Source organism: Nonomuraea sp. AD125B (genome assembly GCF_041402765.1).
In the GTDB taxonomy this organism is placed as follows: domain Bacteria; phylum Actinomycetota; class Actinomycetes; order Streptosporangiales; family Streptosporangiaceae; genus Nonomuraea; species Nonomuraea bangladeshensis.
In genome coordinates this window covers 196890-218588 of sequence record NZ_JBGLOU010000016.1, presented here as the reverse complement: position 1 = coordinate 218588, position 21699 = coordinate 196890, and the positions used below count along the sequence as shown (strand labels likewise).

Sequence of the window (21699 nt, the reverse complement as noted above, 5' to 3'; positions counted from 1 at the left end):
AGGAGACCCCGGATCCCTGCGGGAGCCGGGGTCTCTCAGCGGCGGGACGGTCACGGTATGTTGCCGGTCCACCTGTTCGCCGCGGCCTTGTAGATCTTGTACGTCTCACCGTTGAAGTACGGCGACGAGATGCGGTCGTCACGGCCGTCGCCGTCGGTGTCCCACGCCACGCTGCCCACGCCGACCAGGTAGCCGGTGCGCGAGGCGCTCTTGTAGCCGGAGAGGAAGGGCCCGCCGCCGGCGGTGAAGGAGCACGCGAGGCCGATGTGCTCCTGCGCGTTGTACTTCTTGGCCTCCGGCATCGGCCGGGTCCTGCCGGAGCAGTGCTTCATGGCGGGGCCGCCCGCCGGGTAGCCGAAGGCGAACACGTCCAGCTTGGCGCTCCGGTTCCAGGTGAAGCCCTGGCCGCCGACGTTGTCGCCGAGCCGGCCGGCGTTCCTGACCTGCCCGCGCCAGGACCTGCCGGTCTTCTGCCACGAGACCTTCACGCCGTTGTGGACGTTGACGAACGCGTAGTCGTAGTCGTAGTCCTCCGTCACCGCGAAGCCCTCGTGCGCGTTGAAGGTCCTGGCGGCGTAGACGCCGTACGGGGGGTTCTTCCCGTTCTGGTAGGAGGGCATGAACACCCAGTTGTCGTGGAAGGCGTTGCGCCTGGTGTCGTACACGCAGTGGGCGGAGGTCGCCACGAGGTCGCGGTGTTTGCTCCGCACCGAGGTGGCCGAGCAGGAGCGCCAGTTGCGTGGGTCGCGCGGGTCGGTGCGGGGCAGCGTGAAGAACACGCGTCCGACCGTGCGGGGCAGGGTGACGCGTCTGCCGTCGGGCGGCGCGGAGCCGGTGACCTGTCTGAGGCGGTCCGGCGTCCAGAACAGGACCGCCTGCTCGGCGGGGGTGGTGACGTTCCTGGCGACGACGTTCGAGGGTGCCGTCGCGCCGGCCGCGCTGCTGAGGCTCCCCGCTGCCAGCCCGGCGGCTGTCAGGGTGGTCGCGAGGCGCCTTGCTCGGGAATGCATGGAGCTCCTTCCGGTTCTCGGCGGCCCAGGGCGGGGCGCTGCGGCCCCGGTGGGCCAGGAAAACGCTGGAAACGGTATTGAAGGGTCTCGGCGGGTCGTGAGTATTCGACGGAAAGAAGAGGTGAGATAGCGGGATCGCATGTATGACGAGAAAGCATTTCCGCAGGTCAGCGGCGGTTTCTGCGCTTTCTGGTAACGGTGCCGACTGCATTCATAAAAGTCACCACTTACCAACCGAATTTTGTTCTGGTTGGATGGGGGCATGGACTCGCGCACCCCCTGTCTCATCGGCATCGCGCAACACACCGTGCGCGAGCAGCCCGGCCCCGAACCGCTCGATCTCTGGGAGGAGGTCGCGCGGGCCGCGGCCGACGACGCGCGGCTGCCGGTCGAGCGGCTGGAGTCCATCCAGATCGTGCACACCGACTCCTGGCAGTACGACTCGCCCGTCGGGCGGCTGGCCGAGCGGCTGGGGGCGGCGCCGCGGCACCGGGCGTACTCGAAGGTCAGCGGCACGGCGCCGCAGACGCTGATCGGCACGGCGGCGGCCGGGATCGCGGCGGGGGAGTTCACCTGCGCGCTGGTGACCGGGGCCGAGGCGCTGGCCACGCGGCGGGCCTACCGGCGGGCGGGCGAGCGGACGCCGTGGAGCCATCCGGCCGACCCCAAACCCCCGTACGGCTGGGAGCGGCCCCCGAGCCCGGCCGAGCTGGCGCACGGGCTGGTGCTGCCGGTGCACACGTACCCGATCATGGAGACGGCCCGGCGGGCGGCGCTCGGGATCTCCGTCGAGGAGGAGATGCGCGAGCGCGGGCGGCTGCTGGCGCCGATGACCGAGGTGGCCGCCGCCAACCCGTACGCCTGGCGGCGCACCCCGCGTGGCCCCGACGAGCTGGTGACCGGCAGCCGCTTCGTCGGCTGGCCGTACACCAGGGACACCGTGGCCGTGCTGGAGGTGGACCAGGCGGCGGCCGTCGTGCTCGCGAGCACCGGGCTGGCCGACCGGCTGGGCGTGCCGCAGGACCGGCGGGTCTACCTGCGCGGGTGGGCGTACGGCGAGGACACCTGGGAGGTGGCGGCGCGGCCCGCGCTCGGCTCTTCGGAGGCGATCCCGCGCGTGGCCGCCGCCGCCTTCGCGCGGGCCGGGCTCGGCCTCGCCGACATGGACGCGCTCGACGTCTACAGCTGCTTCGCCATCGCGCTGCGGCAGGCGTGCGACGCGATCGGGCTCGACCCCCTCGACCGGCGCGGGCTGACCGTCACCGGAGGGCTGCCGTACGCGGGCGGCCCGGCCAGCGACTACGTCCTCCACTCGACGGCGACCATGGCCGGGCTGCTGCGCGCCCAGGCGGGGCACGGGCTGGTGACCGGGGTGGGGATGCACCTGACCAAGCACACGTACGCGGTGTGGTCCAGCGAGCCCGGCGGCCGGCTGGGCAGCCCCGCGCCGGTGTTCACGGCCACGGGCGTGCCCATCATGGACGTCCATGAGGGCGAGGCGACGGTCGCCGGCTACACCGTCGCGCACGGCAGGGACGGCGCGGCCGAACGCGGCATCCTCGTGGTGGACCTGCCCGGCGGCGGGCGGGCGCACGCCGTGGTGGAGGAGCCGGGGCTGCTGGCGGAGGCCGAGTCGCGGGAGCTGGTGGGGCAGCGGGTCCGGCTCGTCTCGCCGGACGGCAAGGTCAACCTCGCCTCCTGGTGACCGGTTGTGAATTCGTGACCAGCCCGCCGCTTGCGTCGTGGGCGGCCGCTCCCTTGAACTGGGAGCGAGGGCGCAAGCCGCACTACTTCACGAGGAACGCCGGTGGCCGACCGGTTAGACGTCATCGAAGCGGGACAGAGCGGGCGCCGCCGCAGGCTCGGCCTGGCGGTGCTGCTGGTGGCCGTGCTGGTGCCGGTGATCGGCCTGATCGCGAGCCGCCGGCCGCCGCCCGCCGCGCCGCCGCCCGCCCCCGAGCCGATCAGGTCGCTGACCAGGATCGACAGCCCGCCCAACGTGCTGCGGGTCACGCCGGTGACGAAGGGCGGCGAGGCGGTCATCGACGTGGTGTTCCCCGACGGGCGGCGGGCGAGCGTGCGCTATCCCGCCGAGCTGGGCCTGGCAGGCATGGGGGTGCGGCCGTTCCAAGGGCTGTGGGTCGACGGGATCTACCGGCAGGTGACGGCGCCGTACAACGGGGAGATCGAGATCACCCAGGGCGGCGAGCCCATCCGCGAGTACGCCCCGAACGTCACCCTGTGGCCCCAGCAGGCGGGCAGCGGCGGGCGGGGCCAGGTGCTGCTGTTCGCCTTCGGCAACTGGCGCCTCGCCCTGTACGACACGGGGGAGGGCCTGACGTTCGAGCAGCGGCTCGCCGTGGCCAGGCGGCTGCGCGGCGAGGAGACCGAGGACGGCTACCTGGTGCTGTCGGGCGGCGGCCCGGTCCGGCTGGCCCGGCCGGGGGAGAAGGCCCGGGGCAATCCCGTCGGGCCGCAGCTCTGGTTCGGCGGCGGCGGGCGGGCGATGGTCGCGCTCGTGCCGGCGCCCCATTGCGGGAAGACGGATCCGGTGCCGTACGTGATCAGCGGGCGCGGCCGGCCCGCGCGCGCCGTGTGCCGCGGCGGCGTGCAGATCGCGGTGACGGGCCCGGACGCCTACCGTGAGCAGGCGCTGCGCGGGATCAGGGTGACCTTCAAGGACTAGCCGCGGCCGGTTCTGTAGGGTGCGGCCATGTTCGCCGTTACCGCCACACAGACCGACCCCGACAACCCGCTCGCCGGCCTGACGCTGGGGGAGCACCCTGAGCCGAAGACGCCGGACGGCTGGACGACCGTCTCGGTACGGGCGGCCGCGCTCAACCACCACGACCTCTGGACGCTCAAGGGCGTCGGCATCCGCCAGGACCGGCTGCCGATCGTGCTCGGCTGCGACGCTGCCGGCGTGGACGAGGACGGCAACGACGTCATCGTGCACGCGGTGATCGGCTCCGGCCCGGACGAGACGCTGGACCCGCGGCGCTCGCTGCTGTCGGAGGTGCACGACGGCACGTTCGCCGAGCGGGTGGCCGTGCCACGCCGCAACCTGGTGCCCAAGCCGGCCGCGCTCAGCTTCGAGGAGGCCGCGTGCCTGCCGACGGCCTGGCTGACCGCCTACCGGATGCTGTTCGACAAGTCCGGGCTCCAGCCGGGCTCGACGGTCCTGGTGCAGGGCGCGGGCGGCGGGGTGGCCACCGCGCTGATCGTGCTCGGCCGGGCGGGCGGCTTCCGGGTCTGGGCGACCAGCCGTTCGGCGGACAAGCGCGAGCGGGCCCTGCGGCTGGGCGCCGACCAGGTCTTCGAGAGCGGCGCGCGGCTGCCCGAGCGGGTGGACGCGGTCATGGAGACCGTCGGCCAGGCCACCTGGGACCATTCGCTCAAGTCGCTCAAGCCGGGCGGGCGCATCGTGGTCAGCGGCGCCACCAGCGGGGCCGTGCCGCCGGCCGACCTCAACCGGGTGTTCTTCCTGCAGCTCTCGGTGGTCGGCTCGACGATGGGGACGCGCGAGCAGCTTCAGCGGCTGGCGGTGTTCCTGGAGCAGACGGGCGTGCGGCCGGAGATCGACCGGACGCTGCCGCTGGCCGAGGCGCGCGACGGCTTCGCCGCCATGGCGGAGGGCGAGCTGTTCGGGAAGATCGTCTTCACCGCCTGATAAGTAACGGGTTACTTTTTGGGCGCCCGGTGATACAAAGGAAAGAGAGTTGTATCACCGGGAGGCCCGATCATGGACGTGGAGCCCTTCGGCCCGGGTTCGATGCACTGGGAAACCGCGGGCGAATATCGCAACCTGCTGGTGGCCGGCAGCGCCCTGGTCCTGCAGACCATGCATCCGGCGGTGGGGGCGGCGGTCGCCGAGCACTCGACGTACAAGTCGGATCCGTGGGGGCGGCTCAACCGCACGCTGGAGTCCGTACAGACCTGGGTGTACGGCGGCGAGGCCGGCCCCGCGGAGGGGCGGCGGCTCAGGGAGATCCACCGCACGATCAGGGGCGTGGACGAGCGCGGCCGGCCCTACCACGCGCTGAACGCCGAGGCGTGGGCCTGGGTGCACCTGACGCTGTTCGAACGGTTCGTCGCGCTCAACCGCCACTTCGGCACCCCGCTCACCGGCGCCGAGCAGCGCCGGCTCTACGTGGAGTCGCAGCAGCTCGGACGCATGCTGCGGGTGCCGGAGCGGGAGCTGCCCGCGGACCTGGACGACTACTGGCGCTACTTCGACCGCATGGTGGCCGAGCGGCTGGAGCCGCATCCGACCGCGCTGGACGTGCTGTCGGTCATGCGGGGGACGCCCGCGCCACCGGGACTGCCCGCACCGCTGCGCCGGCTGTGGACGCCGGTGGGAGCGGGCGCGGGCGAGTTCAACCACTTCGTCACGGTCGGCACTCTGCCGCCCGCCGTGCGGGACAAGCTCGGCCTGCGCTGGACGATCCGGGACGAGCGGCGGCTGCGGCGCGTCGGGCAGGCGGTCGCGGCGCTGACGCCGCGGTTGCCGGAACGGCTGAGGTACATGCCGATCGCCTACCGCGCCCGCAGGGCCGCCCGCGCCGCCGCGTAACCGGGGTCAGCGTTCGAGGATGTCGCGGATCCGGCGGGAGGCGTCGTCCAGCGCCGTCCGCAGGTCGTGCAGCTTCTCGGCGGTCAGCCGGGCGTCGGAGGCCTCCCTGCGCGCCTGCGCCACGAAGTCGGCCAGCAGCTCGCCCAGCTCGGCGTCGAGATCGGCGCGGGACGGCGGCGCGCCGCCGAGCGTGCCCCAGATCTCGGTCCACATCCGGCGCCACTCCCTGGTCAGCCGCTCGCTCTCGCCCTGCCACTGGTGGGCGTGGTCCTGCCACTGCCGCCACTGCTCGTCCCGCAGCCGCTGGAACTCCTCCTTCTGCCGCCGGCCGAAGCCGACCGGGTCCTCGCGGCCGCCGGTGCGCACGTCCTTCGCCATCCGGGTCAGCTCGTCGCGCAGGGACTTGACCGTCTCGCGCACGTCCTCCTTGACCTCGCGGGCGATGTCGCGCACGGAGGCGGAGATCTCCTCCTCCAGGTCGTCGAGCTCGTCGAGGCGGGCGTTGAGCTCCTCGCGGCCCTTGTCGGTGATCGAGAAGACCTTCTTGCCGTCGGCCACCTCGTGGGTGACCAGGCCCTCCTCCTCCAGCCGGGCCAGACGGGGGTAGATCGTGCCGGGGGAGGGCGAGTAGACGCCGAGGAAGCGGTCCTGGAGCAGCCGGATCACCTCGTAGCCGTGCCGCGGGCTCTCCTCCAGCAGCTTGAGCAGGTACAGCCGGAGCCGGCCGTGACCGAAGACAGGGCTCATTCCTTCTCCCCCTTGAGAAGTGCGACCTCGCCGGAGACCGTGGTCGCCGACACCGAGGCCATGCCGCCGCCGAGCCGCCCCGACATGGTCTTCATGCCGGGCCCGCTCGAGTCGGACAGTTCGTCGAACGTGCTGACCAGCCGCCCGGAGGTGGAGCGGAGGGTGACGTCCGCGTCCACGTTGTCCGGCAGCCTGACCAGGATGTCACCGGAGACGCTGGTGAACGTCACATGTCCGGTGGGTCGCAGCGCCAGGTCGGCGGTGATGCGGCCGGAGACGGTGTTGGCCCTGAGCCGGCGCGGCGTGCCGTCGGCCACCGTCAGGTCGCCCGAGACGCTGTTGAACGACAGGTCGCCCTCCATCGCCCGGCTCTCGACCGGCCCGGAGACGGTGTTGGCGGTGACCTCGCCGCTCACCCCGTCGAGCACGATCTCGGCCGAGACGCCCTTGACGCGCGTGGAGCGCTCGAAGCCGGCCACGACGGCGGGCGCCGACACCACGCCCGCGCTCACCCGGCACGACTTGGGGACGGCGATGGACAGCACGGTCCTGCGCCGGTCGCGGCGCAGCCAGCCGAGCAGGCCGTCCCAGGTGAGGTCCTTGTAGGCGACGGTGAGCGAGCGCGTGTCCTCGTCGTAGGTCACGATGAGCGGCGAGGCCGAGTCGATCTCGGCCACCTCCAGTGTCGGCGGGCCCTCACTGGCGAGCACCGCCAGCCGGCCGGCGACGATGCGCACGTCGAGCGATTCCACGGCGCCGAAGGTCAGCTGCTCCGGCGCTTCGACGGTCCACTGCTGCATGCTTCCGCCCTTCTGGCAACACCTCGTATGAGAACACGATATGTCGCGATCGGCGGAAACTCAAGATGTATCGCGTTTTGTGCGGGCGGCGGCTATTCGTCGTCCTCGTCGTCCAGCCGGGCCAGCCACGTGGCCAGCCGCTCCACCGGGGTCTCGAACTCGGGGTTGAGGTCCACGAACTCGCGCAGCCGCTCACCCAGCCACAGCAGGCTGACCTCCTCCTCGCCCCGGCGCTCGACCAGCTCCTCGATCCCCCGGTCGGTGAAGTACATCGCTCTCCATCCCGTCATCCGTCCGCTCACTGCGTCTCGCCCGAACTCTAGCCCCTGGCCAGCACGGACCCGGAAACGGCGGATGCCGGTGGCCCCGGAAGGGCCACCGGCATCCGTGGAGAAACCCGGATCAGGCGAAGACCTGGCGCAGGATCTCCTCCAGCTCCGTGTCGTGCGCGTTGTGCGAGCCCGAGGCCGGCGAGCTGTTGGGCGTGCGCGAGACCCGGCGCACCGGCCGGCCGCCCAGCGCCTGCGGGTCCTCGGCCAGCTTGAGCGTGAGGTAGGGCCACGGACCCATGTTGACCGGCTCGTCCTGCGCCCAGACCAGCTCGACCTGGCCGTAGCGGCCCAGCTCGGCCGCCAGCTCCTCACCCGGGAACGGGTAGAGGCGCTCCAGCCGGACCAGCGCCACGTCCTCGCGGCCCAGCTTGCCGCGCTCGGCCAGCAGCTCGTAGTAGAGCTTGCCGGAGCACATCACCACGCGGGTGACCTTCGCCGGGTCCACCGTCGTGTCGCCGAGCACCGGCTGGAAGGTGCCCGAGGTGAAGTCGGACGCCTTGGACGTGGCCGCCTTGTGGCGCAGCAGCCACTTCGGCGTGAAGACCACCAGCGGCTTGCGCCGCTGCGACTCCACCTGCCAGCGCAGCAGGTGGAAGTAGTTGGCCGGGGTGGTGGGCTGCGCGACGGTCATGTTGTCCAGCGCGCAGACCTGCAGGAACCGCTCGATGCGGGCCGAGGAGTGGTCGGGGCCCTGGCCCTCGTAGCCGTGCGGCAGCAGCAGCGTGACCGAGGACTTCTGGCCCCACTTCTGCTCACCGGACGAGATGAACTCGTCGATGATCGTCTGTGCGCCGTTGACGAAGTCGCCGAACTGCGCCTCCCAGCACACCAGGGCGTCGGGACGTACGACGCTGTAGCCGTACTCGAAGCCGAGCGCCGCGAACTCGCTGAGCAGCGAGTCGTAGACGTAGAACTTCGTGGTGCCCTGGTTGAAGCTCTTCAGCGGCGTGTGGTCGGCGCCGGTCATCCGGTCGACCAGCACCGCGTGCCGCTGCGTGAACGTGCCGCGCCGGGAGTCCTGGCCGACCAGGCGGACCGGGTGGCCGTCGAGCAGCAGCGAGCCGAAGGCCAGCGTCTCGCCCATCGCCCAGTCGATCGCGTCCTGCTCGACCATCTGGCCGCGGCGCTGCAGCACCGGCGCCAGGCGCGGGTGCGGCGTGAAGCCGTCGGGGAGGTTGAGCTGGGTGTCGACGATGCGCTTGAGCGTCTCGTGGGTGATCGCCGTCGGCGTGTCGTCGTGCGACCACTTGACGACCTCGGTCGGCGGCACCCGCATCGCGGCCGCCTCCTGCGGCTTCTTCGCCGCCTCGCGGACCTCGGTGAACGCCTGCTCCAGCTTGGCCTGGTAGTCGCGCAGCGCCGACTCGGCCTCTTCGACCGTGATGTCGCCGCGGCCGATCAGGGCCTCGGTGTAGAGCTTGCGGGTCGAGCGCTTGGCGTCGATGAGGTCGTACATCAGCGGCTGGGTGAACGCCGGGTTGTCGCCCTCGTTGTGACCGCGGCGGCGGTAGCAGATGAGGTCGATGACGACGTCCTTGCGGAACGCCCGCCGGTATTCGTAGGCGAGCTGTCCGACGCGGACCACGGCCTCGGGGTCGTCGCCGTTGACGTGGAAGATCGGGGCCTGGATCATCCGCGCCACGTCGGTGGCGTAGACCGACGAGCGGGACGAGGCCGGCGAGGTCGTGAAGCCGACCTGGTTGTTGACCACCACGTGCACGGTGCCGCCGGTGCGGTAGCCGCGCAGCTGCGACAGGTTGAGCGTCTCGGCCACGACGCCCTGGCCGGCGAAGGCCGCGTCGCCGTGGACGAGCACGGGCAGGACGGTGAAGCCCTCCTCGCCGCGCTCGATGAGGTCCTGCTTGGCGCGTACGACGCCCTCCAGGACCGGGTTGACCGCCTCCAGGTGGGAGGGGTTGGCCACCACGGACGCCGTGATGGTCTTGCCGCTCGGCGCGGTGAACGTGCCGGTGGCGCCCAGGTGGTATTTCACGTCGCCCGACCCGTGCGCGGTGCGCGGGTCGATGTTGCCCTCGAACTCGCCGAAGATCTGGGCGTAGGACTTGCCCACGATGTTGGCCAGCACGTTGAGCCGGCCGCGGTGGGCCATGCCGATGACGACCTCGTCGAGGTCCTCGTCGGCGGCGTCGCTGATCACCGAGTCGAGCAGCGGGATCAGGGACTCGCCGCCCTCCAGCGAGAAGCGCTTCTGGCCGACGAACTTCGTCTGCAGGAACGTCTCGAACGCCTCGGCGGTGTTGAGCCGCGACAGGATGTTGAGCTGCTCGTCGCGCTCCGGCGACTTGTGCGGCTTCTCCACCCGCGCCTGGATCCAGGCCCGCTCCTCGGGGTTCTGGATGTGCATGTACTCGATGCCGACGGTGCGGCAGTAGGAGTCGCGCAGCACGCCGAGGATGTCGCGCAGCTTCATCAGCGGCTTGCCGCCGAAGCCGCCGGTGGCGAACTCCCGCTCCAGGTCCCACAGCGTCAGGCCGTGCGACTGGATGTCGAGGTCGGGATGCTTGCGCTGCTTGTATTCGAGCGGGTCGGTCTCGGCCATGAGGTGGCCGCGCACGCGGTAGGCGTGGATCAGCTCGATCACCCGGGCGGACTTGGCCACGTCGTCGTCGTGGGTGGCCGAGATGTCCTGGACCCAGCGCACCGGCTCGTACGGGATGCGCAGCGCCTCGAAGATCTCGTCGTAGAAGCCGTCCTCGCCGAGCAGCAGCCGGTGGATCTGGCGCAGGAAGTCGCCCGACTGGGCGCCCTGGATGATCCGGTGGTCGTAGGTGCTGGTCAGCGTCATGACCTTGGAGACGGCCAGGCGCGACAGGGTCTCGGGGGAGGCGCCCTGGTATTCGGCCGGGTATTCCATCGCGCCCACGCCGATGATGGTGCCCTGGCCGGGCATCAGGCGCGGGACGGAGTGGACCGTGCCGATCGTGCCGGGGTTGGTCAGCGAGATCGTGGTGCCGGCGAAGTCGTCGACGCCGAGCTTGCCGGCGCGCGCCTTGCGGACGACGTCCTCGTAGGCCATCCAGAACTGCCGGAAGTCCATCTCCTCCGCGCCCTTGATGGAGGGCACGAGGAGCTGGCGGTCGCCGTTGCTCTTCTGGACGTCGATCGCCAGGCCGAAGCCGACGTGCTCCGGCTTGATCAGCGTCGGCTTGCCGTCGACCTCCGCGTAGGAGTAGTTCATCTCCGGCATGGCCCGCAGCGCCTTGACGATCGCGAAACCGATCAGGTGCGTGAAGGAGACCTTGCCGCCGCGGCCCCGCTTGAGGTGATTGTTGATCACGATGCGGTTGTCGATGAGCAGCTTCGCCGGGATGGCGCGCACGCTGGTCGCCGTCGGGACCGACAGCGACAGGTCCATGTTGGCCGCGGTGCGGGCCGCGGCGCCGCGCAGCCTGACCTCCTCGGCGTCCTTGGGCACGGGGGTGGCGGGCTGCTTCGGCTTCTCCGCCGCGGCTGGAGCCGCGGCCGGAGCCGTCACCGTCTTTTTGGCAGGTGCGGGGGCGGGCGCGGTCGTAGTGCCGTTCGCCGCCTCCCTGACCGGGGTTCGGCCCGGCCCGTAATCAGGGTTGTAGTCAGCGAAGAAGTTCCACCAGGCCTTGTCTACCGACTCGGGGTCCTGGAGGTACTTCTGGTACAGCTCGTCGACAAGCCACTCGTTCTGACCGAAGCTTGCCAGCGGGTTTGTCCGCGACGACTCAGACGACACGGCGGAAATCGCCCTCTTCCGCAGATCGGCGTTGATGTTAGAGAACCTGTCCAAGGCTACTCGCCCGGACTGGCAGCACGTGCCGAAGAGCGCGCGCCGCCCCGAACGATCCTCTCAGGACCGCGCAAAGAGGTCACGCCCCCCCTTGCCAATCCGGGTGGCACTGGGGATTGTTACTGTTTGATATCAACACCGGGGCGGCAGGTTTAGTTCCGCGCGGACAACAGTCTTGTGGCGATCCGGACACCCGGCGACAGCTCCGCCAGCAGATCGGCCAGCTCCTCGCCGGCCTCCTTCAGCTCCTCCAGCGTCATCGGCTCCAGCCGCTCCAGCAGGAAGATGGCGTTGACCGTCTCCTCGGTGAGCCGGGTGCGGGCCACCTGGCGCCAGTTCCACCTGCGGCAGGTGACGCCGAGGTCGTCGCGCCAGATCACCTCGCCCGGCTCCGGCGTGCCGAGCGCCTCCTCCGAGGGCTCGTCGCCGGCCGCGCGCACCAGCCGCGCCGGGCCGGAGTAGCGGTCGAGGTCCTCGCCGCCGATCGGCAGCGCGTGCTTGACGCTGATCGCGTTGTAGGCGTCGACCGCCCGGTTGATCTCCGGCAGCGGCATGCGCCGGGTGAGCGCGTCGACCGAGGGCCGGGTGCGCTGCGGCTTGGCGCCGAACGCGCGGTAGGCGTCCTTCCAGGCGTCGATCTTCGCGGGCTGCGCCTCCGCCTCGGCCGCCGCCGCCAGCCAGGCGCGGGAGCGGTCGTCCGTGGGGCCGTTGACCAGCCCGTGCGCGGTCATGACCAGGACGGCGAAGTCGGGCCGGAGCTCGTGGACGGCGTCGTCCACCCAGATGTCGTCGAGCACGCTCCCAAGTCTACGAGGGGAGCAAATCGCAAAATTCACTTTGCAAAATTGTCTTTGCGGTTTACCGTGGTCGGTATGGAGGAGCAGTACAGGATCAGTGACCCGCGGGTGCTCAGGGCCGTCGCCCACCCGCTGCGGGTGCGCCTGCTCGGCCTGCTGCGCAGCGACGGCCCGGCCACCGCCAGCGAGCTGGCCCGCAAGGTGGGCGAGAGCTCCGGCTCGACCAGCTACCACCTGCGCGAGCTGTTCAAGTTCGGCTTCGTCGAGGAGGACGACGAGCGGCGCGACGGCCGCGAGCGGCGCTGGCGCGCCCGTCACGTCTACACCTCGTGGGACGCGGCCGAGATGAGCGCCACGCCCGAGGGCCGCGAGGCGGTCCGGATCATGCACCTGCGCCAGGCCGAGACGGTCGGCCGGATGCTGGGGGAGTTCGACCTCGCGGACTGGCCGCGGGAATGGGTGGACGTCTCCGGCATGAGCGACCACATCCTCACGCTGCCCCCCGCCGCGCTCCGCGAGTTCGCCGACCGCGCCGAGGCGCTGCTGCGCGAGCTCGCCGACCGCCACGCCGATGATCCCGACGCCAGGCAGGTGCAGGTCTGGTACGGCGGCGTCCCCCGCAGCCCCGGACAGGAGGAGTCATGACCGCACGCTCGGCCTTACGCCGCTACCTGCTCGTCTGTTTCCTGACCTGGCTGCCGCTCGGCCTGATGATGTCCTCCCAGGTCCTGCTCATGACCGAGCGGGGGCTCGGGCTGGCCGAGATAGGCCTGACGGTGACCGTGTTCTCCGTCGTCACCGCGAGCCTGGAGCTGCCCACCGGAGGGCTGGCCGACGTGATCGGGCGGCGCATGGTGCTGGCCGCCTCGGCCGCGTTCCTCACGGCGGGCCTCGCGCTGATGAGCGTGGCCACGACGCTGTGGGCGTTCCTGGCCGTCGGCGTGCTCAAGGGCGTGGCGCGGGCGCTGTCGAGCGGCCCGTCCACCTCCTGGTACGTCGACACCCTGCACCGGATCGAGGGCCACGACGCCGACCTCAAGCCGGGCCTGGCGAGGGGCGGCGCCATGGAGTCCGCGGCCCTCTGCGTCGGCGTGCTGGCCGGCGGCGTCCTGCCGGCGGTGGTGCCGCCTGGGCTGATGTTCCCGCTGGCCGCGCCGAGCCTGGTGGCCGCCGTGGCGGCGGCGCTGCTGCTGGCCGTGGTCCTCGTGGCGCTGCCCGAGCCGCCCCGCGAGCGGATGTCGCCGGCCGGCGTGCTGCGCGGGGTGCCCGCCACGATCGCCGGCGGGCTGCGGATGGCGGCGGGGCGCGCGCTGCTGCGCCGGCTCATGCTGGCCGCGGTGTGCTCCGGCGTCATGCTCACCGCCATCGAGCTGCTGACGCCCGGCCGGCTGGCCGAGCTGGCCGGCTCGGCGGAGCAGGGCAGCTTCGCCTACGCCGTCGTCGCCGCGCTCGGCTTCGCGGGCAGCGCGGCGGGCAGCGCGCTCGCGCCCCGCGCGGCCCGCCTGGCGGGGAGCTCGGCCAGGGGCGCGATCGCGGGCGCTGTGGTGTGCGGGCTCTCGGTCGCCACCCTGGCCGCCACGTCGGACCTCGGCGGGACCGCCGGCCTGGTGAGCGCCGCGGCGGCCTACGTCGTGCTGTTCGCCGGGCTCGCGGTGACCTCCGTGCTGTCGCTGGAGCTGACGCACAACGCGGTCACCGCGGCCGAGCGCACCACCCTGACCTCGATCTCCTCGCTGTCCCTGCAGTCCGGCGGGGTCGCGGCCAACCTCACGCTCGGCGCGCTGGCCGCCCAGGCGGGTCTCGCCGCCGCCTGGACCGTGGCCGCCGCGGTCACCCTGGTCTCGGCGCTGCTGTACGTGCGGCTGCCGGTGCTCACACGCTCCAGTCCAGCTCCGGCCCCACCGGTACGATCCGGCTCGGATTGATCCCGGTCTGCGTCATGAAGTAGTGGCGCTTGATGTGGTCGAAGTCGGTGGTCTCGCCGAAGGCCGGGATGGCGTGGAGGCGGCGGGCGTAGGCCCACAGCGCCGGATAATCGGTCAGCCGCCGCACCATGCACTTGAAGTGCGGGTAGTAGACGGTGTCGAACCTGGCGAGTGTGGCGTAGAGCCGCACGTCGCTCTCGGTGAGCGTGTCGAAGAGGTAGGCGGACTCGGCCAGGCGCACCTCCAGGTGGTCGAGCGTGGTGAAGACCCGCGCCACGGCCTCCTCGTACGCCTGCTGGTCCCGGGCGAAGCCCGCCTCGTAGACCGCGTTGTTGAGCCCGTGGTAGAGGCGGTCGTTCATGATGTCGATGTCGGGGCGCAGCCGCTCGGGATAGAGGTCGGGCGAGGTGCCCCACGACATCTCCAGGTCCAGGGTGATCTGGGGGAAGTCGTTGGTGACCAGGCGTTTCTCGTGGGTGTCCCAGATGCAGGGGACGGTGTAGCGGCCGGTGTAGCCGGGGTCGGTGGCGTGGTAGAGCTCCGACAGGTATTCGGGGTCCCCGCCGGGGACGCGCCAGCCCTTCTCGTCCCTGATCGGGTCGACGATCGTGACGTCCAGCAGGTCCTCCAGGCCCAGCAGCCGCCTGACGATCAGCACCCGGTGCGCCCACGGGCAGGCGTAGGAGGCGTAGAGGCGGTAGCGGCCCGGCTCCGGGGGGCCGAGGCGGCCGGTGAAGTGGTTGGGCTGCCGGACGAAGCGGCCATCGCCCGAGATCTCGCGGCTCGGCTTCATGGTCCCAGTAGAACATGATTCGGATCCAGAACCTCGTTCGGGCAGAATCCAGCTCATGACGAAATTCGTGGTGACCCCTGCCAGCCGGGCGCAGCGGGAGGCGTGGACGGGCGGGGCGATCCCCGACGTGGAGCGGGTGCGGCCGGGGCTGTGGTCCATCCCCGTGCCGATCCCCGTCAACCCCCTGCGGTACGTCCTGGTCTACGCCCTGGAGCTGCCGGACGGCGTCGCGATCGTGGACGCCGGCTGGGACACCGACGAGGCGTACGAGGCCCTCTGCGCCGGCCTGCGCGTGGCCGGATACGCGATCACCGACGTCAAGGGCGTGCTCGTCACCCACATCCACCCCGACCACTACGGCCTGGCCGGCCGGGTCCGCGAGGCGTCAGGGGCGTGGATCGCCCTGCACCCCGCCGACGCCGGCCTGCTGCGCGAGCGCTACGACGACGAGGCCATCGACGGCCTCGTCCGCCGCGAGCGGGCGCTGCTGGAGCGGTGCGGCGTGCCCGCGGCGACGCTGGACGAGCTGGCCGGCGCGTCGATGATGATCCGTCACATGGTCACCATGGCCCGCCCCGACCGGCTCGTCGAGGACGGCGACGACCTGGGCCTGCCCGGCTGGGACCTGCGCGCGATCTGGACGCCCGGCCACTCGCCCGGTCACCTGTGCTTCGTCTCGCCCGAGCGGCGGGTGCTGTTCTCCGGCGACCACGTGCTGGCCAGGATCACCCCGATGGTGGCCGTGCACCCGCAGTCGCCGCCCAACCCGCTCGCCGACTACCTCGACTCCCTGGCCGCCGTGGGCGGGCTGGAGGTGGACGAGGTGCTGCCCGCCCACGAGTACCGCTTCCTTGAGCTGGCCGGACGGGTGGACAGCGTGCTCGCCCACCACGAGGAGCGGCTGGCCGAGATCGAGCGGGTGGTGGCCGGGCACGACGGCGTCACCTGCTGGGACACCGCGACGCGGCTCACCTGGTCGCGGCCCTGGGAGTCGATCCCGCCGTTCATGCGGCGCTCGGCCAACAACGAGACGCTGGCGCACCTGGTGTGGCTGGAGGCCAAGGGACGGGTACGCCGTACGCCGGGAGAGCCCGACCTCTGGCATCCGTAGGGATCAGTGGCGCGGGGCGCCTGGCGGGTTATGGTACTCGTACTAGAACGTTGTTCTCCTGCCATGGAGGTTCCATGCTTCGGTTCGATGACAGGGTCGCGATCGTCACAGGGGCCGGGCACGGCCTCGGCAGGTCGCACGCGCTCCTGCTGGCCGAGCGAGGCGCCAAGGTCGTCGTCAACGACCTCGGGGGCGCGCTCGACGGCACGGGGGCCTCCGCGGGCCCCGCCGCGGAGGTGGCCGAGCTCATCAACAAGAACGGCGGTCAGGCCATCGCCAACGCCGGCAACGTCGCCACCCCTGAGGGCGCGCGGGACATCGTGAACGCGGCCGTGGACGCGTTCGGCAAGGTCGACATCGTCATCAACAACGCGGGTATCCTGCGGGACAAGTCGTTCGGCAAGATGACGGTCGAGGAGTTCGACGCGGTCATGGCCGTGCACGTGCGCGGCTCGTTCCTGGTCAGCCTCGCCGCCTACCCGATCATGAAGGCCGCCGGCTACGGCCGCGTGGTCAACACCTCCAGCCCGGCCGGCCTGTTCGGCAACTTCGGGCAGGCCAACTACTCGACGGCCAAGATGGGCCTGGTCGGGCTCACCAAGACGCTCGGCATCGAGGGCGCGCGCAGCGGCATCAAGGCCAACGCCATCGCCCCGGTCGCCTGGACCAGGATGACCGAGTCACTGCTGCCGGCCGAGTTCGAGGCCAAGTTCACGCCGGAGCGGGTGAGCGCGCTGGTGGCGTACCTGACGCACGACTCGTGCGAGGTCAGCGGCGAGGTGTTCACGGTCGGCGCGGGGCGGGTGGCGCGGGTGTTCGTGGCCGAGGGGCCCGGCTGGAAGACCGACGACATCACGCCCGAGGCCATCGCGGACAACTGGGAGTCGATCATGGCGGAGCAGCCGTACGTGCTGTCGGCCGGCGACTCGATGAAGGCCATGCTCTAGAGGCGTACGACGCCTGTCAGGAAGCCGGTTCCCGCACGGGGACCGGCTTTCCGCTTGTACGGCAACAACATCCACTTTGTTCGGTCATCGACGGAAGTCAGGCGAGTTCGGTCGATTCTCACTATTGATTTGCCGCATCGGTGACCTTATTGTCGGCGGCATGACCCCCCAGCCGGGCTCCGCCGGCGACGTGCTGACGCTCATCAGCGCCGGCTCGGCGACGACCCGTTCCGACCTCGCGAGGCTCACCGGCCTCGCCCGGTCCACGATCTCCCAGCGTGTGGACGCTCTGATCGAGCGCGGCCTCGTCGAGGAGAGCGAGAGCGGCGAGTCCACGGGGGGCCGGCCGCCGCGCCAGCTCCGCCTGCACGCCGAGGACCACGCCTTCGCCGGCGTCGACCTCGGGGCCACGCACTGCCGGGTCGCGCTCATGGACATCTCCGGGCAGGTGCTCGCCGAGTGCGAGGACCCGCTGCTCATCGGCGAGGGCCCGGAGAAGGTGCTCGCCCACGTCGACCAGCGGCTCGACCGGCTGCTCGGCGAGGCGGGGCGGACCCGGCCCATGCTCCGCGCGATCGGCATCGGCGTGCCGGGGCCGGTCGAGTTCGCCACCGGGCGGCCGAACAACCCGCCGATCATGCCGGGCTGGAACGACTACCCCGTCCCCGAGTACTTCGGCGGCGTCAGCGTCCTCGTCGACAACGACGTCAACGTGATGGCGCTCGGCGAGCACCGCCACTCCTTCCCGGACACCAGGCACCTGCTGTTCGTCAAGGTCGGCACCGGCATCGGCTGCGGCATCGTGGCCGACGGCAAGCTGCACCGCGGCGCCCAGGGCTCGGCCGGCGACATCGGCCACATCCGGGTGAGCGGCCACGACGACGCCGGCTGCCGCTGCGGCAACAGCGCCTGCCTGGAGGCCGTGGCCGGCGGCGCCGCCATCGCCCGCAAACTCGCCGAGCTGGGCCTGCCGGCCGAGCGCGGCGCCGACGTGGTGGCGCTCGTCCAGGCCGGCGACACGCAGGCGCTGCGCCTGGTCAGGGAGGCGGGACGGCACATCGGTGAGGTGCTGGCCGGGCTGGTCAACTTCTTCAACCCCGAGGTCATCGTCATCGGCGGCGCGCTGTCGCGGGTGCACGAGCATCTGCTGGCCGGCATCAGGGAGACGGTCTACCGCCGCTCGCTGCCGCTCGCCACGCACCACCTGTCCATCACGCCGAGCCGCACCGGGATCGACGCGGCCGCGCTCGGAGCGGGCCTGCTCGCCATCGAGCACTACCTCTCACCCGAGAACATCAACCGCATCGTCAGCGCCTGACCACCGGGCCGACAGACAAGGACCACCGATGCTGGTGATCAAGGGCATCGTCAAACAGTTCCCAGGGGTGCGCGCGCTGGACGGCGTGGACCTCGACGTACGGGCCGGCGAGGTGCACTGCCTGCTCGGCCAGAACGGCGCGGGGAAGTCCACGCTCATCAAGGTCCTGGCCGGCGCGCACCAGCCGGACGAGGGCACCATCGTCTTCAACGGCGACCAGGTGCGCCCCGCCAGTCCCATCGACGCCATCAGGCTCGGCATCGCCACCATCTACCAGGAGCTCGACCTGGTCGACGGGCTCAGCGTGGCCGAGAACATCTTCCTCGGCCACGAGCCCGCCAAGCTCGGCTTCGTCAACCGCGCGGCGGCCAACAAGGCCGCCCGCGAGGTGCTCGAACGCCTCGGCCACGGCGAGATCCGGCCGTCCGCCGAGGTGGGCCGGCTGTCCCCGGCGGCCAAGCAGGTCGTGTCGATGGCGCGGGCGCTCTCCCACGACGCCCGGCTCATCATCATGGACGAGCCGTCGGCCGCACTCGCCCACGACGAGGTCGGCAACCTCTTCCGGATCATCCGCGAGCTGACCGCCCAGGGCGTCGCCGTCGTCTACATCTCCCACCGCCTGGAGGAGATCCGCGAGATCGGCGACCGGGTGACGGTGCTGAAGGACGGCCGTACGGTCGCCGTCGGCCTGCCCGCCCGCGACACGCCGACCACGCAGATCGTCTCCCTCATGACCGGCCGCAACGTCGAGTACGTCTTCCCCCCGCGTGGCGGGCGCACCTTCGGCGAGGAGGTGCTGCGGGTGGAGAACCTGAGCGCGCCCGGCGTCTTCTCCGGCGTGTCGTTCTCGGTCCGCGCGGGGGAGATCGTGGGGCTGGCCGGGCTCGTCGGCTCGGGACGCTCCGAGATCCTGGAGGCCGTCTACGGAGCCCGCTCCGCCACCGGCCGCGTGCTGCTCGACGGGCGGCCTGCGGGACGCGGCGTGGTCGGCGCCGTACGGCGCGGCATGGGGCTCGCCCCCGAGGAGCGCAAGGCCCAGGCCCTGCTCCTCGACCAGAGCGTCACCGCCAACATCACGCTCGGCAGCCTGCCCGGCTTCGCCAAATTCGGCTGGCTCGACCGCAAGCGGGAACGGGCCGAGGCCAAGCGGCTGTCCGAGATGCTGGACATCCGGCCACCCGACCCCGAACGCCCGATCCGCACCCTGTCGGGCGGCAACCAGCAGAAGGCCGTGCTGGCCCGCTGGCTGCTCGGCGGGCGCAAGCTCCTGCTGCTCGACGAGCCCACCCGCGGCGTGGACGTGGGCGCGCGCGCCGAGCTCTACGCCGTCATCCACGACCTGGCCGAACGCGGCATCGGCGTGCTGCTGGTCTCCAGCGAGGTGCCCGAGGTGCTGGGCCTGGCCGACCGGGTGCTGGTGCTGCGCGAGGGGTCGGTCATCCACGAGGGCGACGCCGCGGAGCTCGACGAGCACCGCGTACTGGACATGATCATGAATGGGAGGGCGGCCTGATGAGCGAGCCCACGACGGACCGCCGCGCGGCGGGGGTGGCGGCGCTCGCGCCCACGCGCCGCCTGGGCGAGATGCGCCACCTCGGACTGCTGGTGGCGCTGGCGATCCTGGTGGTGGTCGGCCTGGTGACCCGGCCGGAGAACTTCGCCACCACCTCCAACCTGGTCAGCATCCTGTCGCTGGCCGCCACGATCGGCGTCATCACGGTCGGCGCGACGTTCGTCATCATCGGCGGCGGCATCGACCTGTCGGTGGGCGCGGTCATGGCGCTCGCCTCGGTCTGGGCGACGACGCTGGCCACGCAGGCGTACGGGCCGTGGGTCATGGCCATCTGCGCGATCCTCGTCGGCACCGGGGCCGGGCTGGTCAGCGGATGGCTGATCGCCTACGGGAGGCTGGTGCCGTTCATCGCCACGCTGGCCATGCTCGTGGCCGCGCGCGGCCTGGCCCAGCGGATGTCGGACCGCAGGACGCAGCTCGTCCAGCCCGACAACGCCGCCCTCGTCGAGCTGTCGACCACGCGGGTGCTCGGCGTCCCGCTGCTGGTCTACATCTTCGCCCTGGTCGTGGCGCTCGGATGGGTGGTGCTCAACCGCACCACGTTCGGGCGGCGGACGTACGCGGTGGGCGGCAACCCCGAGGCCGCCCGCCTGGCCGGCATCGACGTGCGCCGGCACACCATGCTGCTCTACGCGCTGTCCGGGCTGTGCTGCGGCATCGCCGCCATCCTCATCATGGCCAGGACCACCACGGGCTCGTCCACGCACGGCGATCTGTACGAGCTGGACGCCATCGCCGCCGTGATCATCGGCGGCACGCTGCTCACCGGGGGCCGGGGGACGATCATCGGCTCGATCCTGGGCCTGCTGATCTTCACCCTCATCACCAACCTGTTCATCCTCAACGGCCTCGACACCAGCGACCAGCTGATCGCGAAGGGCCTGATCATCGTCGTCGCCGTCCTTCTCCAGCGACGGAACCTGAAGGAGAGAGCAACATGAGTGAGAACGTCGCGCGCAGGGGATTCCTCGTCGGCGGGCTCGGCGGAGCCGCACTGCTCGCCGCGGGCTGCACCAGCAACGAGCCCGCAGCGGCGCCCAGCAGCGCCGCGGCGGCCCCCGCCCCCGCCGCGAGCGGCAACGACCAGCCCGGCACCAAGGTGACCATCGGCTTCTCCGCGCCGGCGGCCGACCACGGCTGGATCGCCGCGATCGCCAAGAACGCCGAGGCCACCGCCAAGCAGTACAGCGACATCGACTTCAAGCCGGTCGAGCCGACCAACGACATCAACCAGCAGATCTCCGCGGTCGAGTCGCTGATCGCGCAGAAGGTGAACGCGCTGGTCATCCTGCCCAACGACGGCCAGCAGCTCAACCAGGTCGCCCTGCAGGCCACGGCGGCGGGCATCCCGGTGATCAACCTGGACCGCGTCTTCCCCGACAAGCTGGCCTACCGTACGTGGATCGGCGGCGACAACTACGGCATGGGCGTGGCGGCCGGCCACTTCATCGGCAAGCAGCTCAAGGATAAGGGCGTGTCGAACCCGGTGATCGTCGAGATCCAGGGCATCGCCACGCTGCCGCTCACGCAGGACCGCAGCAAGGGCTTCGCCGACGCGCTGAAGACCTACGGGTTCAGCGTGACGGCCAAGCAGGACGCCAAGTTCACGGTCGAGACCGGCAACCAGGTGGCGACGTCGCTGCTGCAGGCGCACAAGAAGATCGACGCCATGTGGAACCACGACGACGACCAGGGCGTGGGCGTGCTCGCCGCGATCAAGGAGGCGGGCCGCGACGAGTTCATCATGGTCGGCGGCGCCGGCTCGCTGAACGCGATGAAGGAGATCCAGTCGGGCACGTCGGTGCTCAAGGCGACCGTCACCTACAGCCCTACCATGGCCTCTTCGGCGATCAGGCTGGCTCGCTTGGTCGCGCAGGGGAAGGGGATGAGTGATCTCGTGGAGAACTCCGTTCCGCAGTCCATCACGCTCGCTTCCGAGACCATTACCAAGGACAACGTCGAGAAATACCTGGAACTCGGCTTCGAATCCTGATC

The 21699-nt window shown here is 71.3% G+C and carries 19 protein-coding genes; 12 read left to right on the top strand and 7 right to left on the bottom strand.

The window, feature by feature from the left end; translation table 11 throughout:
• Positions 1 to 50: 50 nt before the first annotated feature.
• The gene (locus tag ACBR40_RS36315) at positions 51 to 1010 is read right to left on the bottom strand and encodes a serine protease (protein WP_371251659.1); all 960 of its coding nucleotides are present in this window, start codon (positions 1008 to 1010) and stop codon (positions 51 to 53) included.
• Between the two features lie 262 nt (positions 1011 to 1272).
• Here ACBR40_RS36315 and ACBR40_RS36310 point away from each other — a divergent pair, with 262 nt between their 5' ends.
• From ACBR40_RS36310 to ACBR40_RS36295, 4 genes are all read left to right on the top strand, one after another.
• Positions 1273 to 2715 (top strand): acetyl-CoA synthetase, encoded by a 1443-nt coding sequence (locus ACBR40_RS36310; protein WP_371251658.1) that lies wholly within the window; start codon positions 1273 to 1275, stop codon positions 2713 to 2715.
• Positions 2716 to 2817: 102 nt separating this feature from the next.
• On the top strand, positions 2818 to 3696 hold the full coding sequence (locus tag ACBR40_RS36305) for a hypothetical protein (protein ID WP_371251657.1): 879 nt from the start codon (positions 2818 to 2820) through the stop codon (positions 3694 to 3696).
• A 27-nt stretch (positions 3697 to 3723) separates the two neighbouring features.
• A complete protein-coding gene (locus ACBR40_RS36300; protein WP_371251656.1) occupies positions 3724 to 4680 on the top strand; it encodes a zinc-binding dehydrogenase in 957 nt (318 codons plus the stop codon).
• A 72-nt stretch (positions 4681 to 4752) separates the two neighbouring features.
• Positions 4753 to 5583: an oxygenase MpaB family protein gene (locus ACBR40_RS36295; protein ID WP_371251655.1), complete on the top strand. Its 831-nt coding sequence runs from the start codon at positions 4753 to 4755 to the stop codon at positions 5581 to 5583.
• Between the two features lie 6 nt (positions 5584 to 5589).
• Here ACBR40_RS36295 and ACBR40_RS36290 read toward each other — a convergent pair whose 3' ends face one another.
• The 5 genes from ACBR40_RS36290 to ACBR40_RS36270 form a co-directional block, all read right to left on the bottom strand.
• The gene (locus ACBR40_RS36290; RefSeq protein ID WP_371251654.1) at positions 5590 to 6330 is read right to left on the bottom strand and encodes a helix-turn-helix transcriptional regulator; all 741 of its coding nucleotides are present in this window, start codon (positions 6328 to 6330) and stop codon (positions 5590 to 5592) included.
• Positions 6327 to 7130: a DUF4097 domain-containing protein gene (locus ACBR40_RS36285; RefSeq protein ID WP_371251653.1), complete on the bottom strand. Its 804-nt coding sequence runs from the start codon at positions 7128 to 7130 to the stop codon at positions 6327 to 6329. Before ACBR40_RS36285 ends, ACBR40_RS36290 begins: the two co-directional genes overlap by 4 nt.
• Positions 7131 to 7222: 92 nt before the next feature.
• Entirely contained in the window at positions 7223 to 7402 is a 180-nt protein-coding gene (locus ACBR40_RS36280) for a DUF6104 family protein (RefSeq protein ID WP_020544136.1), read from the bottom strand.
• A gap of 130 nt (positions 7403 to 7532) precedes the next feature.
• Positions 7533 to 11186, bottom strand: coding sequence for a multifunctional oxoglutarate decarboxylase/oxoglutarate dehydrogenase thiamine pyrophosphate-binding subunit/dihydrolipoyllysine-residue succinyltransferase subunit (locus tag ACBR40_RS36275; protein WP_371251652.1), 3654 nt, complete (start codon positions 11184 to 11186; stop codon positions 7533 to 7535).
• Positions 11187 to 11392: 206 nt separating this feature from the next.
• A complete protein-coding gene (locus tag ACBR40_RS36270; RefSeq protein WP_371251651.1) occupies positions 11393 to 12037 on the bottom strand; it encodes a B3/4 domain-containing protein in 645 nt (214 codons plus the stop codon).
• A gap of 75 nt (positions 12038 to 12112) precedes the next feature.
• On the opposite strand from ACBR40_RS36270, the gene ACBR40_RS36265 reads away from it, so the two are divergent.
• Both ACBR40_RS36265 and ACBR40_RS36260 read left to right on the top strand, forming a co-directional pair.
• Complete coding sequence (locus tag ACBR40_RS36265) at positions 12113 to 12682, top strand: winged helix-turn-helix domain-containing protein (RefSeq protein WP_344217633.1); 570 nt, start codon at positions 12113 to 12115, stop codon at positions 12680 to 12682.
• On the top strand, positions 12679 to 13962 hold the full coding sequence (locus ACBR40_RS36260) for an MFS transporter (protein WP_371251650.1): 1284 nt from the start codon (positions 12679 to 12681) through the stop codon (positions 13960 to 13962). The genes ACBR40_RS36265 and ACBR40_RS36260 overlap by 4 nt, the downstream gene beginning before the upstream one ends.
• On the opposite strand, the gene ACBR40_RS36255 is transcribed toward ACBR40_RS36260, so the two are convergent.
• Entirely contained in the window at positions 13910 to 14755 is an 846-nt protein-coding gene (locus ACBR40_RS36255; RefSeq protein ID WP_371251649.1) for a glutathione S-transferase family protein, read from the bottom strand. The genes ACBR40_RS36260 and ACBR40_RS36255 overlap by 53 nt on opposite strands.
• Before the next feature lie 55 nt (positions 14756 to 14810).
• On the opposite strand from ACBR40_RS36255, the gene ACBR40_RS36250 reads away from it, so the two are divergent.
• The 6 genes from ACBR40_RS36250 (at position 14811) to ACBR40_RS36225 (ending at position 21697) form a co-directional block, all read left to right on the top strand.
• Positions 14811 to 15866: an MBL fold metallo-hydrolase gene (locus tag ACBR40_RS36250; RefSeq protein WP_371251648.1), complete on the top strand. Its 1056-nt coding sequence runs from the start codon at positions 14811 to 14813 to the stop codon at positions 15864 to 15866.
• Positions 15867 to 15940: 74 nt separating this feature from the next.
• On the top strand, positions 15941 to 16813 hold the full coding sequence (locus ACBR40_RS36245; protein WP_371251647.1) for an SDR family NAD(P)-dependent oxidoreductase: 873 nt from the start codon (positions 15941 to 15943) through the stop codon (positions 16811 to 16813).
• Between the two features lie 160 nt (positions 16814 to 16973).
• Positions 16974 to 18131: an ROK family transcriptional regulator gene (locus tag ACBR40_RS36240; protein WP_371251646.1), complete on the top strand. Its 1158-nt coding sequence runs from the start codon at positions 16974 to 16976 to the stop codon at positions 18129 to 18131.
• A 28-nt stretch (positions 18132 to 18159) separates the two neighbouring features.
• Positions 18160 to 19644 carry a sugar ABC transporter ATP-binding protein gene (locus ACBR40_RS36235; protein WP_371251645.1) on the top strand — a complete coding sequence of 495 codons (1485 nt, stop codon included), beginning with the start codon at positions 18160 to 18162 and terminating at the stop codon, positions 19642 to 19644.
• Positions 19644 to 20645, top strand: a complete 1002-nt coding sequence (locus ACBR40_RS36230; protein WP_329590311.1) for an ABC transporter permease — start codon at positions 19644 to 19646, stop codon at positions 20643 to 20645. Before ACBR40_RS36235 ends, ACBR40_RS36230 begins: the two co-directional genes overlap by 1 nt.
• Entirely contained in the window at positions 20642 to 21697 is a 1056-nt protein-coding gene (locus ACBR40_RS36225; protein WP_329590313.1) for an ABC transporter substrate-binding protein, read from the top strand. The genes ACBR40_RS36230 and ACBR40_RS36225 overlap by 4 nt, the downstream gene beginning before the upstream one ends.
• Positions 21698 to 21699: the final 2 nt, after the last annotated feature.